13 protein-coding genes and 1 pseudogene are annotated in these 15,591 nt (G+C 72.9%); 7 read left to right on the forward strand and 7 right to left on the reverse strand.

Going from position 1 to position 15,591, the window contains the following annotated elements:
• Positions 1 to 222 (forward strand): annotated as a pseudogene (locus QM626_RS14585) (hypothetical protein); the annotation flags it as partial.
• Between the two features lie 170 nt (positions 223 to 392).
• Here the strand turns inward: QM626_RS14585 and sufU are convergent.
• The 3 genes from sufU to QM626_RS14600 are packed head-to-tail and all read right to left on the reverse strand — an operon-like array spanning position 393 to position 4,326.
• Positions 393 to 830 (reverse strand): Fe-S cluster assembly sulfur transfer protein SufU, encoded by a 438-nt coding sequence (sufU, locus tag QM626_RS14590; RefSeq protein ID WP_415077688.1) that lies wholly within the window; start codon positions 828 to 830, stop codon positions 393 to 395.
• Positions 831 to 858: 28 nt separating this feature from the next.
• On the reverse strand, positions 859 to 2,133 hold the full coding sequence (locus QM626_RS14595) for a SufS family cysteine desulfurase (RefSeq protein ID WP_415077689.1): 1,275 nt from the start codon (positions 2,131 to 2,133) through the stop codon (positions 859 to 861).
• Positions 2,134 to 2,142: 9 nt separating this feature from the next.
• Positions 2,143 to 4,326 (reverse strand): APC family permease, encoded by a 2,184-nt coding sequence (locus tag QM626_RS14600; RefSeq protein WP_415077690.1) that lies wholly within the window; start codon positions 4,324 to 4,326, stop codon positions 2,143 to 2,145.
• Positions 4,327 to 4,373: 47 nt separating this feature from the next.
• On the opposite strand from QM626_RS14600, the gene QM626_RS14605 reads away from it, so the two are divergent.
• Positions 4,374 to 5,069, forward strand: coding sequence for a Pr6Pr family membrane protein (locus QM626_RS14605; protein WP_415077691.1), 696 nt, complete (start codon positions 4,374 to 4,376; stop codon positions 5,067 to 5,069).
• Positions 5,070 to 5,219: 150 nt separating this feature from the next.
• Here the strand turns inward: QM626_RS14605 and QM626_RS14610 are convergent, their stop codons facing one another.
• Together QM626_RS14610 and QM626_RS14615 are read right to left on the reverse strand one after the other, a co-directional pair.
• Positions 5,220 to 6,434, reverse strand: a complete 1,215-nt coding sequence (locus tag QM626_RS14610) for an amidohydrolase (protein ID WP_415077692.1) — start codon at positions 6,432 to 6,434, stop codon at positions 5,220 to 5,222.
• Positions 6,435 to 6,465: 31 nt separating this feature from the next.
• Entirely contained in the window at positions 6,466 to 8,178 is a 1,713-nt protein-coding gene (locus tag QM626_RS14615; RefSeq protein WP_415077693.1) for a glycoside hydrolase family 13 protein, read from the reverse strand.
• An 84-nt stretch (positions 8,179 to 8,262) separates the two neighbouring features.
• Between QM626_RS14615 and QM626_RS14620 the strand changes: the two genes are divergently transcribed.
• Together QM626_RS14620 and QM626_RS14625 are read left to right on the forward strand one after the other, a co-directional pair.
• Positions 8,263 to 8,790 carry an adenine phosphoribosyltransferase gene (locus QM626_RS14620; protein WP_415077694.1) on the forward strand — a complete coding sequence of 176 codons (528 nt, stop codon included), beginning with the start codon at positions 8,263 to 8,265 and terminating at the stop codon, positions 8,788 to 8,790.
• A gap of 192 nt (positions 8,791 to 8,982) precedes the next feature.
• Positions 8,983 to 10,494, forward strand: coding sequence for a nucleobase:cation symporter-2 family protein (locus tag QM626_RS14625; RefSeq protein ID WP_415077695.1), 1,512 nt, complete (start codon positions 8,983 to 8,985; stop codon positions 10,492 to 10,494).
• On the opposite strand, the gene uraH is transcribed toward QM626_RS14625, so the two are convergent.
• Complete coding sequence (gene uraH / locus QM626_RS14630; protein ID WP_415077696.1) at positions 10,479 to 10,811, reverse strand: hydroxyisourate hydrolase; 333 nt, start codon at positions 10,809 to 10,811, stop codon at positions 10,479 to 10,481. The genes QM626_RS14625 and uraH overlap by 16 nt on opposite strands.
• The gene (gene uraD / locus QM626_RS14635) at positions 10,808 to 11,329 is read right to left on the reverse strand and encodes a 2-oxo-4-hydroxy-4-carboxy-5-ureidoimidazoline decarboxylase (RefSeq protein WP_415077697.1); all 522 of its coding nucleotides are present in this window, start codon (positions 11,327 to 11,329) and stop codon (positions 10,808 to 10,810) included. Before uraD ends, uraH begins: the two co-directional genes overlap by 4 nt.
• Positions 11,330 to 11,412: 83 nt before the next feature.
• Here uraD and allB point away from each other — a divergent pair, with 83 nt between their 5' ends.
• From allB to QM626_RS14650, 3 genes are all read left to right on the forward strand, one after another.
• Entirely contained in the window at positions 11,413 to 12,747 is a 1,335-nt protein-coding gene (allB, locus tag QM626_RS14640; protein WP_415077698.1) for an allantoinase AllB, read from the forward strand.
• Positions 12,744 to 13,862, forward strand: coding sequence for an acetamidase/formamidase family protein (locus QM626_RS14645; RefSeq protein WP_415077699.1), 1,119 nt, complete (start codon positions 12,744 to 12,746; stop codon positions 13,860 to 13,862). The genes allB and QM626_RS14645 overlap by 4 nt, the downstream gene beginning before the upstream one ends.
• 109 nt (positions 13,863 to 13,971) lie before the next feature.
• Positions 13,972 to 15,558, forward strand: a complete 1,587-nt coding sequence (locus QM626_RS14650; protein ID WP_415077700.1) for an AtzH-like domain-containing protein — start codon at positions 13,972 to 13,974, stop codon at positions 15,556 to 15,558.
• Positions 15,559 to 15,591 lie beyond the last annotated feature (33 nt).

A 15,591-nucleotide genomic window follows, 5' to 3' on the forward strand; every position in this document is an offset into this window, starting at 1 on the left:
GGCGGCGCTGCCGCTGCCGCCGCCCCGGGCGGTCAGCCGCGCGGCTCTGCTCAGGGACGCGCCGCCGGGCAGCCCCACACGTCCACGGGCGGCAAGGCCGCGGCGCAGGGTCGTGCGGGCGGATCCGCCCAGCGTTCGACAGGAGAGGGCGCGCGTCGCCGCAACCGCCGCGCCTCGACAGCCGGCGGCTCGACGACCGTCTGGTCCAGCGCCTCCCGCTGAGTCCCGGCGTCCGCTCTCAGGGGCTCATCGCCCCGATCCGGCACCTGCCTCCTCGATGACTTGCCCTATATGCACGCGAGAACCCCCTTTTCGCGTGCATATAGGGCAAGTCAACGTGCATATAGGGCAAGTCAACATCGAACCGGCAGGGGGCGGGCGTGGAAGGCGGGTCAGGCGCGGGTGAGCGCGTCCTCGAGCGCGACCCACGCGAGCATCGCGCACTTCACCCGTGCCGTGAACTTCGAGACCCCGTTCAAGGCGGCGGCGTCACCGAACTCGTCCTCGTCGAGCGCGATGGTCCCGCGCGAGCGCAGCGCCTCGCGGAACCGTCCGATCAACGCGGATGCGGCCGGCCGGTCGAGCCCGTCGACCAGCCCGGTCAGCATGGATGCCGACGCCTGCGAGATCGAGCAGCCCGCGCCTTCCCAGGTGACGTCGCGGATCGTGTCGCCGTCCAGCCGCACCTGCAGGGTGATCTCGTCGCCGCAGATCGGGTTGCGCTGATGCGAGCTCGCGCACGCGCCGTCGGGCGCTGCCAGTCCGTAACCGTCCCGGGCCTTCGCGTGGTCGAGGATCAGCTCCTGGTACAGGCCGTCGAGTCCGCTCATGACCGTCCCCCGCGGGGAGGGCGGCGGCTCATGCGTGCACCCGGAAGTAGGAGCGGACGCCGGCGACGGCATCCAGGAACGCGTCCACGTCGGCGGCGGTGGTGTGGACGGACGCCGACGCCCGCACCGAGGCGGTGAGCCCGAACCGGCGGTGCAGCGGCTGGGCGCAGTGGTGGCCGACGCGCACCGCGACGCCCTGCGCGTCGAGCACCTGGCCGACGTCGTGCGCGTGCACGCCGTCGAGGTCGAACGCGACCAGCGCGACCCGGTCCGCCTCGGCGTCGCCGAGCAGCCGCACGCCGTCGACCTGGCGCAGCCCGTCGCGCAGCCGCCGCTCCAGCTCGCGTTCGTGCGCGTGCACGGCCGGCATCCCGAGCGCGTCGAGATAGCGCACCGCGGCGGCCAGCCCGATCGCCTGCGACACCGGCTGCGTGCCGGCCTCGAACCGCAGCGGGGGCGCGAGGTACTCGGCCTCGTCCAGGGTCACCGTGGTGATCATCGACCCGCCGGTGAGGAACGGCGGCAGCGCCTCGAGCACCTCGCGCCGGCCGTACAGGCCCCCGATCCCGTAGGGCCCGAGCATCTTGTGGCCGCTGAAGACGGCGAGGTCCACGTCCAGCGCGGGCAGGTCCAGCGGCAGGTGCGGCGCCGACTGACACGCGTCCAGCACCGCGAGGGCGCCGACGCCGTGGGCCAGCTCGGCCAGCTCGGCCACCGGGTTGACGATCCCCAGCACGTTCGACACGTGAGGGAACGCGAGGACGCGGGTCCGCTCGCCGACGAGGTGGGCCGCGGCGTCCAGGTCGAGCGTGCCGTCGTCGTGCACGGGGATGTGCCGCAGCACCGCCCCGGTGCGCGCCGCGAGCTCCTGCCAGGGGATGAGGTTCGCGTGGTGCTCGGCCTCGGTGACGACGATCTCGTCCCCGGGGCGCAGCGCGAGACCCGCGGATGCCGCGCCGCCGCGGCCGGCGGTCGCGTTACCGATCGCATAGGCGACCAGGTTCAGCCCCTCGGTGGCGCCGTGCGTCCACACCAGGGTCTCCTCGTCGGCGCCGACGAAGCCGGCCACCGTGCGGCGGGCGTCCTCGAACAGCTCCGTCGCCTCGGCGGCCAGCGTGTGCGCGCCGCGGTGGACGGCCGCGTTGGTGCGCAGGAGGAAGTCGATCTCGGCATCCAGCACCTGCTGCGGCTTCTGGCTGGTCGCGCCCGCGTCGAGATAGACGAGCGGGTGGCCGTTCACCTCCTGCGAGAGCAGGGGGAAGTCGGCGCGCACGCGCTCGGGGTCGAAGCCGGCGGAGTCCATTCCTCCAGGCTAGTTCGGTGCGGGACCGCCGGACGCGTCCGCGGCGATCGCGCCTCCCGCGCCGGGCGAGGAGTCCGACGGACGGGACGTGAAATCGTCGCGCACGATCGGGATCGCGCCGGTCACGGCGGTGTACGGCCGCCCGGCCCGCTCCTGGCCGGGCAGCGGGCGCGAGCGACGGCCGTAGATGAGCTCCGACGAGTCGAGCAGCCACGGCACGAGGGTGATGGTCACGCCGTGCACGAGCATCAGCTGCTGTGCCACCCGGCGCGCCCGCCGGTTGTGCAGCAGCGTCTCCCACCAGTGCCCCACGATGTACTGCGGCAGGTAGACGGTCACCACGGCCGAGCCGTGCTCCTCGCGGTACTTGTTGATGTACGCCGCGACCGGGCCCGCGTAGGTGCGGTACGGCGACTCGATGATGACGAGGGGCACCGGCATCCGGTGTGCCTGCCACTCCTTCTGCACGGCGTCCGCGGACTCCTTGGTCACCGCGACGTGCACGGCGATGGTCTTGTCGTGCTTCGCGGCGAGGGCGTAGTCGATCGCCTTCACGACCGGCTTCTGGAGGCGCCCGACCAGGATGATCGCGACGTCGCCGGCCGCGCCGAAGTGGGTGGTGTCGTCGACGGCGATCTCGTGCTCGACGTCGCGGTAGTACCGGTTCACGCCGATCATCAGCAGCGACAGCACCGGGATCGCGAGGAACACGAGCCACGCGCCGTGCGTGAACTTCGTGATCGTGACGATGATGAACACGGCCGCCGTCAGCGTCGCGCCCAGCGAGTTGATGACCAGGCCGACGCGGATCTCGCGATGGGTGAAGTGCGCGGAGTGCTGGTGCCGGGCCGGGACCGGCAGGCCCCTCAGCGCCCGCAGGTGTCGCCGCCAGTGCCGCACCATCCCGACCTGGCCGAGCGAGAAGGAGACGAACACGCCGATGATGTACAGCTGGATCAGCGTCGACAGGTTCGCCTGCGAGAACAGCAGCACGAGGATCGCGGCGACGCCGAGCACGATCATGCCGTTGGAGAACACCAGCCGGTCGCCCCGGGTGTTCAGGCCCTTCGGCGCGTAGCCGTCGCGCGCGAGCACCGAGCCGAGCAGCGGGAACCCGTTGAACGCGGTGTTGGCCGCGAGCAGCAGCACGCAGGCGGTGGCCGCCTGGATGATGAAGAACGGGATCGAGTTCATGCCGAAGGTGGCCGCGGCGACCTGGGCCATGAGGCTGGGCTGGGGGTTCGTGCCGCAGTCGAAGCCCACGAGGTTGCAGGGGTCCTCGGCGTAGTGGATGCCGGAGACCAGCGCGATCAGCGTGAGCCCCGCGAACAGCAGCGCCGCGACGGCCCCCATGGCGGTGAGCGTGTTCTGCGCGTTCTTGACCTTCGGGCGGCGGAAGGCCTGCACGCCGTTGGAGACCGCCTCGACGCCGGTGAGCGCGGAACAGCCGCTGGAGAACGCCCGCAGCACCAGCAGGATGATGGCGACCTGCGAGAGGTCCTCGGCGCGCACCGCGTACTGGGCGCTGGCGGCGACCGGCGGATCGCCCAGCGCCCAGCGGATCACGCCGACGACGATCATGACGCCGACCGAGCCGATGAAGATGTAGGTCGGCAGGGCGAAGGCGCGCGAGGCCTCCCGCACCCCGCGCAGGTTGACCACGACGAGCAGGATGACGAAGGCGATGGCGAGCTCGACGCGCCAGTTGTTGAGCACCGGCAGCGCCGAGATGATGTTGTCCACCCCGGAGGCGACCGACACCGCGACCGTGAGGATGTAGTCGACCAGCAGCGCCGAGGCCACGATGACGCCGGGGACCTCTCCCAGGTTCGTCCGGGCGACCTCGTAGTCGCCGCCGCCCGACGGGTAGGCCTTGATCAGCTGCCGGTACGAGAGCACCACCACCACCAGCAGCACGACGACCGCGAGCGCGATCCACGGGCTGAACGCCAGGAAGGCGGTGCCGCCGATCAGCAGGATCATGAGCAGCTCCTGCGGCGCGTATGCGACAGACGACAGCGCGTCGGAGGCGAAGATCGGCAGCGCCATGCGCTTGCGGAGCAGGTGCTCGTCGGCGTCGCCCGAGGCCAACGGGTCGCCGAGGAGGAGGCGCTTGGCCACCGGGATCTCGCTGGTCGGATCCTCGGAGGGCTCGCGACTGTCTGATGTCACGGGCGGCGACACTACGCGCATCGGGTCGGCTATGCAACGCGACGGTCCGCGGCCATTACGATCGTGCCGTGTTCGTGGCTGATCGGCGGCTCGCGCTGGGATATCGCGCCCTCGCCGCCGTCGTGATCGGGTGGGGCGTCGGGCGGGTGACCGGGCTGTTCGACGGGCGGTTCGCGGGCGCGGAGCTGCTCTATTTCACGGTGCTCAGCAACATCCTGTGCCTGGCCTGGTTCGCGCTCCTGGCGGTGGTGACCGGTCGTGAGCTGCGCGTGCGCGGCGGCCGCGGGCCGTCGGCGCCGTGGCCGCGGGTGTCCGGCGCGGTCATGATGGCGATCACCGTGACGATGCTCATCTACCTGGTGGTGCTCGTTCCGGAGACGTTCGTCCAGAACTCGTCCTACACGCCCTTCACGCTCACCGACGACCTCATCCACATCGTGACCCCGGTGCTGACGATCCTGGACTGGGTGCTGTTCGTCCCGAAGGGGTCGTTCCGCTGGTTCGATCCGCTGCTGTGGGCGCTGATCCCGTACGCCTACCTGGTGTTCGCGTTCGCGTATGGCGCGCTGGGCGGTCGATTCGGTGCGGGCACCTCGTACCCGTACCCGTTCATGGACGTCCAGGCGCTGGGCGTCGGGGGTGTCGCGCTGTGGATCGTCGTGCTGACCGTCGCGCTCGAGGTCGTGGCGTACCTGTATGTCGTGGTCGACCGGGCGCTGGGCGCGCTCGCGCGCCGGAGATCAGGTCGGGCGCGCGTGTCGTAACTCAGCCTGGGCGCCCAGCGTGCGCGTGTCATAACTCAGCCTGAGCGTGCAGCTCGGGCGCGCAGCCGGGGATGCGGCTGCGCGCAGCCTGAGTTATGACACAGCGGGCAGCGCCGCCGAGGCTGCCGGCTCGCGCCCCGGCCCCGCCGATCAGGCCAGCCACTCCCGCGCGGCGACCACGAGGTTCGCGACGCCCCGCTCGATCGTCGGATGGAGCACGGGGGCGAACAGCGGCGAGTGGATCGTGGGGATGTCACGGTCGACGGTGCCCGCGGCGAGGGCCGTCGCGTAGACGTCGTGGTCGAGGCCGCCCCAGAACCAGAACACGAGCGGCACGCCCGCGTCGCGGGCGAACCAGGAGACGTCCTCGCTGCCGGTGAACAGCCCCGGGTCGGTCACCGCCTGCTCGCCGAAGGCACGGCGGAAGGCGTCCGCGGTGCGCGCCTCGGACACCGGGTCGTTGATCGTCGGCGGCAGGGTGTGGTCGATGACGATCGACGGCTCGCGCTCCGCACCCGCGGCGGCGGCCTCGCCGCGGACCACGCGCTCGACGCGGCCCAGCATCCGTTCCCGCGCCTCGTCGTCGGTGTAGCGCAGGCTGAGCTGGAGGGTGGCCTCGGCGGGGATGATGTTGTGCTTGAGCCCGGAATGGACCGAGCCCACGGTGACCACGGCGGTCTCCCGCGGGTCGACCTCGCGCGCGACGAGGGTCTGCAGGCGCATGATCGTGGCGGCGGCCATGACGACGGGGTCGATCGTCGCGTGGGGCCTCGAGCCGTGGCCGCCGCGACCGTAGAGGGTGACCGTGAGCCCGTCGGAGGCGGTCATCTGAGTGCCCGGACGCATCCCGACGACCCCGGCGGGCAGAGCGGTGATGTGCTGTCCGAGCACGATGTCGGGATGCGGGACCCGGCGCAGCAGCCCGTCGCCCAGCATCGCGCGGGAGCCGGCGCCCAGCTCCTCCGCGGGCTGGAAGACGCCGACGACCGTGCCCGACCACTCCTCGCGCGTCGCCGCGAGCCGTTCGAGCGCGCCGAGCAGCGCGGTCGTGTGCATGTCGTGGCCGCAGGCGTGCATGACCGGCACGTCGTTGCCGGCGGGATCGACGCCGCGGGCCGTGCTCGCGTAGGGCAGGCCGGTGCGCTCCTCGACGGGGAGGGCGTCCATGTCGGCTCGCAGCCAGACGACCGGGCCGTCGCCGTTGGCGAGCGTGGCTGCGATCCCGGTGCGGCCGATGCCCGCCTCGAACGGGATGCCGAGCGCGGTCAGGTGCGCTCCGACCACCCCGGCCGTGCGGGTCTCCTGGAAGGACAGCTCCGGATGCCGGTGCAGGTCGGTGTAGATCGCCTCGAGGTCCAGCGCCATGGCCCCGAGCCTACGCGGGGCGCCCCGGGTGTCAGGCGCGGGACAGCCAGACGGCGGTGTCGGGGGGCAGCAGGCCGCCGGTGACGGGACCGCTGGCGACCAGGATCGCGCCCGCCGGCAACGGCACTCCCGCGGCGCCGGTGTTGGCGATCACGGTGACATCGCCGACGCGGAAGGCGAGCACGTCGTCTCCGAAGCCCTCGATCCAGGCGAGGGATGCCGCACCGAGCCCGTGCTCGCGACGCAGTCGCAGCAGGGCACGGTACAGGTTCAGCGTGGAGTCCGGGTCGGCGGCCTCCGCGTCGCGGGCGAGCGTCGCCCACTGCGCCGGCTGCGGCAGCCAGGCCTCCCCCGTCGCGTTGAAGCCGTAGGCGGGGGCGTCGGCCTCCCACGGGATCGGTACGCGGCATCCGTCGCGTCCGTACTTCTCGTGCTTCGTGCGGAACCACGTCGGGTCCGCCCGCGCGTCGTCGGGCAGGTCGACGACCTCCGGCAGGCCGAGCTCCTCGCCCTGGAACAGGTAGGCGGAGCCGGGCAGTGCGAGCATGACGGTCGTCGCGGCGCGGGCGCGGCGCAGCCCGAGCTCCGGCATCGGCTGCACGGGCGAGAGCGGGCCGATGCCCTCGCCCTGCGGGCTGGGGCCGGTCAGCGCGAGCCGGGACGCGTGGCGGATGACGTCGTGGTTCGACAGCACCCACGTCGCGGGGGCGCCCACGGCGGGGAACGCGTGCAGCGAGCCGTCGATGACGGCGCGCAGCTCGACCGCGTCCCACTCGGTCGTCAGGTACGGGAAGTTGAAGGCCTGGTGCATCTCGTCCGGGCGCACCCACAGGGCGGTCTTCGCCGGCGTCGGCAGCCACGCCTCGGCGCAGAGCGCCCGCTCACCCGGGTACGCCTCGAGCACTTCATGCCAATCGCGGTATACATCGTGGACGCCCGGCTGGCCCCAGTAGGGGACGTCCTCCTCCTCACCGCCCATCGAGTCCGCGTCCGCCGCCGGGGTGTAGTCGGGCAGCCCGTCCTTCTTGATCAGGCCGTGCGCGACGTCGACCCGGAAGCCGTCGACGCCGCGGTCGAGCCAGAAGCGCAGGACGCCCCGGAAGTACTCCCGCACCTCCGGGTTCGTCCAGTCGAAGTCGGGCTGCGAGACGTCGAAGATGTGCAGGTACCACTGGCCCGGGGTGCCGTCTGGCTCGGTCACGCGCTCCCACATGCCGCCGCCGAACACCGACTCCCAGTTGTTCGGCGGGAGGCTCCGATCCGGCCCGCGGCCCTCGCGGAAGATGTAGCGGGCGCGCTCGGCGCTGCCGGGGCCGGCGGCCAGCGCCTGCTGGAACCAGACGTGCTGGTCGGACGAGTGGTTGGGCACGAGGTCGACGATCACCCGGATACCGCGGGCGTGCGCGGCCGCGAGCATGGCGTCGAAGTCGGCGAGGGTGCCGAAGCGCGGATCGACGTCGCAGTAGTCGGCGACGTCGTACCCGGCGTCCTTCTGCGGGGACACCATGAACGGGCTCAGCCAGATCGCGTCCACGCCGAGATCGGCCAGCGCGTCGAGACGGCTCGTGATGCCGGGCAGATCGCCGATGCCGTCACCGTCGGCATCCGCGAACGAGCGCGGATAGATCTGGTAGATGACGGCGGTGCGCCACCATTCGCCGCCGGGCGCGGGCGACCGCTCCGCCGTGGTCACGACCGCATCGGCGAGGGAGGTCTGCGCCTCGGGTGCGTTCTGCTCGCTCATGCCGCCAGCCTAACCGTCCGCATCGTATCGATTCGACGCAGCCCTCGCCGTTCCGCCCGCCGGCTCGACGGATACAGTGGGCGGGTGCCGAATCCCGACGCCCTCGCCCGCGCGGAGAGCCTGATCGCGGTCATCCCCGACTACCCGGAGCCCGGGGTGCTCTTCCGCGACATCGCGCCGCTGCTGGCGGACCGCGATGCGCTCCGCGCCTCCACCGACGCGCTCCTCGCCCCGTTCGCGGGCGCCTTCGACGTGGTCGCCGGCATCGAGGCGCGGGGGTTCCTGCTCGCGGGGGCCGCGGCGATCGCGGCCGGCGTCGGGCTCGTGCCGATCCGCAAGGCGGGCAAGCTGCCCAGGCCGGCGGCATCCGTCGACTACGCCCTCGAATACGGCACCGCCACGATCGAGATGCACGACGACATCCCGCGCGGCGCGCGCGTGCTGCTGATCGACGACGTGCTCGCCACCGGCGGCACGCTGGCCGCGGGTCGCGAGCTCGTGCACCGGGTCGGGGGCGAGGTCGCCGGCATCGCGGTCCTCATGGAGCTCGAGGCGCTCGGGGGCCGTGCCGTGCTGGGCGACCCGGACGCCCACTCCGTCTTCCGCGTCTGAGACCGGGACGGCGAAGACACCCCCGGAGACCGGGAGGGCGAAGACACCCCCCGGGGTCGCATGAGCGGCGCGGCGCCCGCGTGTCGCACGACCGAAACCTGCCGGGCGCGCTGCGCGTAACACCCGCACCGTACGGTGGCTGCCACCAGAGCGAGGCGCGGCGGCGGTCCGTGCGAGCGGATCGGAGGCGTCATGAGCACCACCGAGGGGGCCGGGCCCACGCGCGAGGAGCGCAGGGCGAAGCGGCGCGAGAACACGGTCGACGGCATCCCCCCGCTGGCGCGGCTGTTCCCCCTCGGCATCCAGCACGTGCTCGCGATGTACGCGGGTGCCGTCGCCGTGCCGCTCATCGTGGGCGGCGCGCTCGGCTACTCCTCGACCGACCTGGCGTTCCTCATCAGCGCCGACCTCTTCGTCGCGGGGCTGGCCACGATCCTGCAGTCGGTCGGGTTCTGGCGGTTCGGCGTGCGGCTGCCGCTGATGCAGGGCGTCACATTCGCCGCCGTCGGTCCGCTGATCGCGATCGGCACGAGCGAGGGGATCACGGCCGTGTTCGGCGCGACGATCGCCTGCGGGCTGTTCATGATCGTCATCGCGCCCTTCTTCTCGCAGCTGCTGCGCTTCTTCCCGCCGATCGTGACCGGCACGGTCATCCTCATCATCGGGCTGTCCCTGATGGACGTCGCCGCCGGCTGGATCATGGACGCCTCGACGACCGACGACCCGGGCGCGGCGCCGGTCGACGTCGCCTTCGCGGCCGGCACGCTCCTGTTCATCGTCCTGATCGAGCGGTTCGCGCCGCCCGCGCTGCAGCGCGTCTCGGTGCTGCTGGGGCTCGTGGTCGGCACGATCGCGGCGCTGTTCGTGCCCGGCATGGTCGACTGGTCCGGGGTGGCGGACGCGGGATGGTTCGCGCTCGTGACGCCGTTCCACTTCGGGCTGCCGACGTTCCCGTTGGCCGGCGTGGTCTCGATGATCGTGGTGGCGATCGTGATCATGACGGAGACGACCGGCGACATGATCGCCGTCGGCGAGATCGTCGACCGGCCGCTCGGACGCCGTCAGCTCGCCGACGGCCTGCGTGCCGACGGCGTGGGGACGATCCTCGGCGGCGTGTTCAACACCTTCCCGTACACCGCGTTCGCCCAGAACGTCGGCCTCGTGTCGCTGACGGGAGTGCGCAGCAGGTACGTCGCGACGACGGCGGGCGGCATCCTGATCGTGCTCGGCCTCATCCCCAAGGTCTCGGCGATCGTGGAGGGCGTCCCGGCGGCCGTGCTCGGGGGCGCGGGGATCGCGCTGTTCGGGATGGTAGCCGCCAGCGGCATCCGCACGCTCGCCAAGGTGCGCTTCAACAACAAGAACGTGCTGATCGTGGCGGTCTCCGTCGGTGTCGCGCTGCTGCCGACCGTGGAGCCGGACATCTACGACCGGTTCCCCGACTGGTTCACCCTCATCTTCGACTCCGGCATCTCGGCCGGAGCGATCACCGCGATCCTGCTGAACATGCTGCTGAACTCCGACCAGATGCGCCGCGACCACGCGGCCGACGCCACGATCGGCGCGTACGACGCGGTGCGGGGTCCCGCCGCCGCGGCGCTCGTGCATCCCGAGGCCACCGGCACCGGCGTGATCGACGCGGTCGCGCTGACCGGCGAGCCGGACGCCGCGGAGACGGACCGCCCGCCTCAGCTGCCCCGGTAGGTGGAGTACGCGAACGGGCTCAGCAGCAGCGGCACGTGATAGTGCGGCGCGTCGGCGACGGTGACCGTGACGGTGACCAGCGGGTAGAACGTCGACACCCCCCGGTCGGCGAAGTAGGCACCGGTCGCGAACGACAGCGCATACATGCCCGCCGCCAGCAGCTCGGGGCCGAGCGCGAGCCGGCCGTCGGCGTCGGTGAAGCCCTCGGCCACCGGCTCGAGCGCTCCGCCGGGCAGGTGCCGGTGGAGCGTGACGGCGACGTCCGCCGCCGGGGATCCGGCCGTCGCGTCCAGGACGTGGGTGGTCAGGTGGCTCATTCCGCCTCCGGGATGCTCTCGGTCTCGTCGATCGTCGTCTGCAGCCGCAGCAGGGCGATCTCGGCGAGCTGCCTCGTGGCCTCTCGCGCCTCATGGTCGTCGTCGTTGCCGAGACGCCGGTGCAGCTCGGACAGCATCTCCTCGGGCGAGCGTCCCGCGGCGCGGATCAGGAAGACGCGGCCGAAGCGTTCCTCGTACGCGGCGTTGCCCGCCGCGATGGCCGCCGTCACCTCGTCCCCGGCTGAGGACATCGAGGCCTGCTCCGACCGGGATGCCGCGGCCTCCGCCCCGGCGCCCGTCACCCGTGCGCCGATCCGCGGATGGTGCGCGATCGCCGCGTCCAGGTCGGCGGGCGCCCACACCTCGGCCAGCTCGCCGGCGTAGGCGACGAGCGCGTCGCGCGACGCATACGGACGGCCGGCGACGACGGCATCCACCCACCCGGGCACCGAGGCCCACACCGCCACGACCTGCGCGGCGTCGGCCTCGGGAAGCGCATTGAACTCGTCCATCTGCATGGCCGCAACGATAGCCGCCGTCCGTCACAGGGGATGTTGGTGCAGGTTACATTCGTGAAACGCGACGCCCGTAGCGTGATCGCATGAGCACCGCCAGGCGGATCGCCGCCCGCCACGCCTTCATCGCCGGCGCGTTCCGGCCCGCGACCGTCGCGATCGTCGACGGCGTGATCGCCGCGGTCGATGCGTTCGACGCGGATGCCGACACGGTGCTGTCCGACGACGCCGTGCTGCTGCCGGGCCTCGTCGACTCCCACGTGCACCTGGACGAGCCCGGGCGCACCCAGTGGGAGGGCTTCGCCACCGGCACCGCCGCGGCGGCGGCCGGCGGAGTCGCGACCGTCGTCGACATGCCGCTGAACAGCGTGCCGGTGACCACGACGCCGGCGGCGCTGGCGGCCAAGCGCCGTGCGGCCGCCGGCAAGCTCGCCGTCGACCTCGCCTACTGGGGCGGGGCGGTGCCCGACAACATCGGACGTCTGCGCGAGCTCGCGGAGGCCGGCGTGGTGGGGTTCAAGTGCTTCCTCTCGCCCAGCGGCATCGACGAGTTCGGGCATCTGGATGCCGCGCAGCTCGAGGCGGTGCTGACCGAGCTCGCCGCCTTCGACGCCCTGCTCATCGTGCACGCGGAGGATCCCACCCACCTGCACGCGCACGGCGCACTCGGCCCGCGCTACGTCGACTTCCTGGCGACCCGGCCCCCGGCCAGCGAGCGCGCCGCGATCCGGCTGGTCATCGACACCGCCCGCCGCACCGGCGCACGCGTGCACATCGTGCACGTCTCCGACGGGGAGGCGCTCGACGACGTGCGTGCCGCGCGCGCGGAGGGCGTGCGCATCACGGTCGAGACCTGCCCGCACTACCTGACGCTGGACGCGGCGGACGTGCCCGACGGCGCCGCGGCCTTCAAGTGCTGCCCGCCCATCCGTGACGCCGCGAACCAGGACCTGCTGTGGGCCGGCGTCGTGGACGGCACGATCGACGCGATCGTCAGCGATCACTCGCCCGCCACGCTCGACCTGAAGGACCCCGACTTCGGGCTCGCCTGGGGCGGGATCGCGGGGCTGCAGACCGGGCTGAGCGCGATCGCCACCGCGGCCGCCGCCCGCGGCATCCCGCTCGAGGCCGTGCTGCCGCTCATGACCACCGGGCCCGCCCGCGTGGCCGGCCTGGACGGCCTCGGCGAGATCGCACCGGGTGCGCCCGCGCACCTGGTCGTCTTCGCGCCGGACGAGTCGTTCACCGTGGCCGCCGAGGCGCTGGAGTACCGCAACCCGGTGTCGCCGTGGGACGGCAGGACGCTGACCGGCCTCGTGCGCGCCACGATCGTGCACGGCGAGGACGTGTACCGTCGCGGACAGGCGGTGACCGTGCGTCACGGCCGGGAACTGCTGGCGAGCGTGAGGGAGCGGGCATGACGGTCGAGATCCTCCAGCCGGGAGCCGGGGCCATCGGCGGCGACCACTACCTGGCCTCGAGCCCGGCGACGGTCGTGTGGGGACGGCTGCCGTGCGCGGTCGACGCCCCGGTGCTGACGATCGCCGCCGGCGAGACCGTCACGGTCGACACCGTGAGCCACGAGGGCATCCTGGAGGACCAGGGCAAGGACCCGGTGGCGTACTTCACCGGTCACGGCGTGCCGACGGCATCCGTGCTGTCGGATGCCGTCGCGATCGCCGCGGACCTCGCCCGCGACCCGCTCGCCGACGGTCCGCACGTGGTGACCGGACCGATCTTCGTCACCGGCGCGCAGCCGGGCGACCTGCTGAAGATCACCGTCGAGAGCCTCGTGCCGCGGGTGCCGTACGGCGTCATCTCGAACCGGCACGGCAAGGGCGCGCTGGTGGGAGAGCTGCCGCGCGGCGAGCACAACGTCAGCGTCTTCACCCCGGTCGTCGAGCGCGACGGGTCGCTGTTCGGCGCCCTGCCGCTCACCGTCGAGGGGGAACGTGTCGTCGAGTTCCCCCTCGCCCCGTTCCTCGGCACGATGGGCGTCGCCGTCGCGGACACGGCGCGTCCGCACTCGGTGCCGCCGGGCAGCCACGGCGGCAACATCGACATCAACCTGCTCGTCGAGGGCGCCGTGCTCTACCTGCCGGTGCAGGTGCCGGGCGCCCTGGCCTATGTCGGCGACCCGCACTTCGCGCAGGGCGACGGCGAGGTCGCGCTCACCGCGCTGGAGGCGTCGCTGCGGGCGACCCTGCGGTTCGACGTCGTGCCGCGCGCCGACGCGCTCGCCGCGTTCGGCGAGGTCGCGGGGCCGCTGGTGCGGACGACCGAGTACCTCGTGCCGACGGGGCTCGACCCCGACCTCGGCGAGGCGATGCGCCGGTGCGTGCGCGCGGCGCTGAGTCTGCTGCAGGCGCGCTACGGCATGGCCGAGCACCTCGCCTACGCCTACCTGTCGGCCGCCACCGACTTCGACATCTCGCAGGTGGTCGACATCGTCTGCGGGGTGCACGCCCGCATCCGCGAGGCCGACTTCCCCGCGACTCGGCATCCGGCCGCCGCGGCCGAGGGGAGCCGGGCATGACCCGCCCGCCGGCATCCATGTCCCACTTCCGCGCGGGTGATGTCCCAGTTCGGCGCGGAAAGAGCTGCCCATACCGCGCCGAACTGGGACATGCTCGGGAGGAAGCGGCATGACGGGCCTCGGCGACGGCATACCCGCCGATCTGTTCGGCGCGTTCGACCGCTACGAGCGGGCGATCCTCGACAACGATCTCGACGTGCTCGACGACATGTTCGCGCCCGGGACCGGGACGATGCGGGGGGATGCCGCGGGCCTGCTCGTCGGGCACGACGCGATCAGCGCGTTCCGCGGGGTGCGCGGTGGCGTGCCGCCGCGCGAGATCGAGCGGATCGAGTACCGCCCGCTGGCCCCCGACGTCGCCCTGCTGGTGTCGGTGTCGCGGTACCGTGGCGGCGGCACCGGCCTGCAGACGCAGATCTGGCAGCGGTCCGACGGCGGCTGGCGCATCACCGCCGCCCACGTCACGGGACGCGCCACCGCCCTGGACCGCTCGGTCTGGCGCTCGGTGGGGGACCCGTTGCTGCAGGGCGCGTGGGAGGGACCGCTGCACGGCCTGAACGTCGCGGTGAAGGACCTGTTCGCGATCAAGGGCTACCGCATCGGCGCGGGCAACCCGGCCTTCCTCGAGTCGGCGCGCCCCGAGGCCACCACCGCCTCCGCGGTCGCCGACCTCTTGCGCGGCGGCGCGTCGCTGCGCGGCATCGCCCGCACCGACGAGTTCGCCTACTCGATCGCCGGAGACAACGCGCACTACGGCACCCCGCCCAACGGCGCACTGCCCGGCGCCCTGCCGGGCGGCTCGTCGAGCGGACCCGCCAGCGCGGTCGCCACGGGGCAGGCGGAGGTCGCGCTGGCGACCGACACCGCGGGCTCGATCCGCGTGCCCGCGTCGTACCAGGGCCTGTGGGGGCTGCGTACGACGCACGGCCTCGTGCCGCGCCAGGGCCTGCTGCCGCTGGCGCAGTCGTTCGACACGATCGGCTGGCTCGCCCGCGACGGCGAGGCCCTGCAGCGCGTGGTCGACTGGTGTCTGAGCTACGACGGCTCCGAGTCGACCGAGAGCGTGTTCGGCGAGTCCGGCGACGACCTGCCGTGGCGGTTCCTGGTGCCGCACGAGGTGATGGACGCGGTCGAGCCGGACACGCGTGCCGCGTTCGACGCGTTGCTGGCCCGGCTCGCCGCATCCGACGATCCGCCCGCGCTGCGACGGGTCGAGATCGGCGCGCTCGACGAGTACCACGAGCCGTTCCGCACGGTGCAGGCGGCCGAGGCCTGGCGCAACAACGCCGACTGGCTCCGCGCGCATCCCGGAGCCACGGGCGCCGCCGTCGCCGAGCGGTTCCGGCTCGCGAGCCAGGTGACGCCCGCGCAGGAGAGCGCGGCGCGCGCGCAGCTCGAGCCGCTGCGCGACCGCATCCAGGACCTCGTGCGCGACGCCGTGCTGCTGCTGCCGACCGTGCCCGGCCCCGCCCCGATGCGCACCGCCGACGGCGCCCGCATCGACGCCGTGCGCCAGGCGACGCTGCGGATGACGACCCCCGCCGCGATCGGCGGCCTGCCCGCCCTCTCGGTCCCGCTGCTGACGGTGCCCTCGCAGCTCGGCCCCGCTCCCGTCGGCGTGTGCCTGATCTCCCGGCCCGGCACCGACATCGCCCTCGTCCGCCTCGCCCGTCGTCTCGCGGCGGTCGTGCGATGACCCCTCCACCGACCGGCCTCTGGAGCACGATGC

The organism is Microbacterium sp. (genome assembly GCF_047606385.1).
In the GTDB taxonomy this organism is placed as follows: Bacteria; Actinomycetota; Actinomycetes; order Actinomycetales; family Microbacteriaceae; genus Microbacterium.

What these genes read in the sequence shown, in the direction of transcription:
- sufU (WP_415077688.1), bottom strand. Translation starts at nt 830, where the DNA reads ATGAGCGGACTCGACGGCCTGTACCAGGAGCTGATCCTCGACCACGCG.
- QM626_RS14595 (WP_415077689.1), bottom strand. Translation starts at nt 2,133, where the DNA reads ATGGACTCCGCCGGCTTCGACCCCGAGCGCGTGCGCGCCGACTTCCCC.
- QM626_RS14600 (WP_415077690.1), bottom strand. Translation starts at nt 4,326, where the DNA reads ATGCGCGTAGTGTCGCCGCCCGTGACATCAGACAGTCGCGAGCCCTCC.
- QM626_RS14610 (WP_415077692.1), bottom strand. Translation starts at nt 6,434, where the DNA reads ATGGCGCTGGACCTCGAGGCGATCTACACCGACCTGCACCGGCATCCG.
- QM626_RS14615 (WP_415077693.1), bottom strand. Translation starts at nt 8,178, where the DNA reads ATGAGCGAGCAGAACGCACCCGAGGCGCAGACCTCCCTCGCCGATGCG.
- QM626_RS14625 (WP_415077695.1), top strand. Translation starts at nt 8,983, where the DNA reads ATGAGCACCACCGAGGGGGCCGGGCCCACGCGCGAGGAGCGCAGGGCG.
- uraH (WP_415077696.1), bottom strand. Translation starts at nt 10,811, where the DNA reads ATGAGCCACCTGACCACCCACGTCCTGGACGCGACGGCCGGATCCCCG.
- uraD (WP_415077697.1), bottom strand. Translation starts at nt 11,329, where the DNA reads ATGCAGATGGACGAGTTCAATGCGCTTCCCGAGGCCGACGCCGCGCAG.
- allB (WP_415077698.1), top strand. Translation starts at nt 11,413, where the DNA reads ATGAGCACCGCCAGGCGGATCGCCGCCCGCCACGCCTTCATCGCCGGC.
- QM626_RS14645 (WP_415077699.1), top strand. Translation starts at nt 12,744, where the DNA reads ATGACGGTCGAGATCCTCCAGCCGGGAGCCGGGGCCATCGGCGGCGAC.
- QM626_RS14650 (WP_415077700.1), top strand. Translation starts at nt 13,972, where the DNA reads ATGACGGGCCTCGGCGACGGCATACCCGCCGATCTGTTCGGCGCGTTC.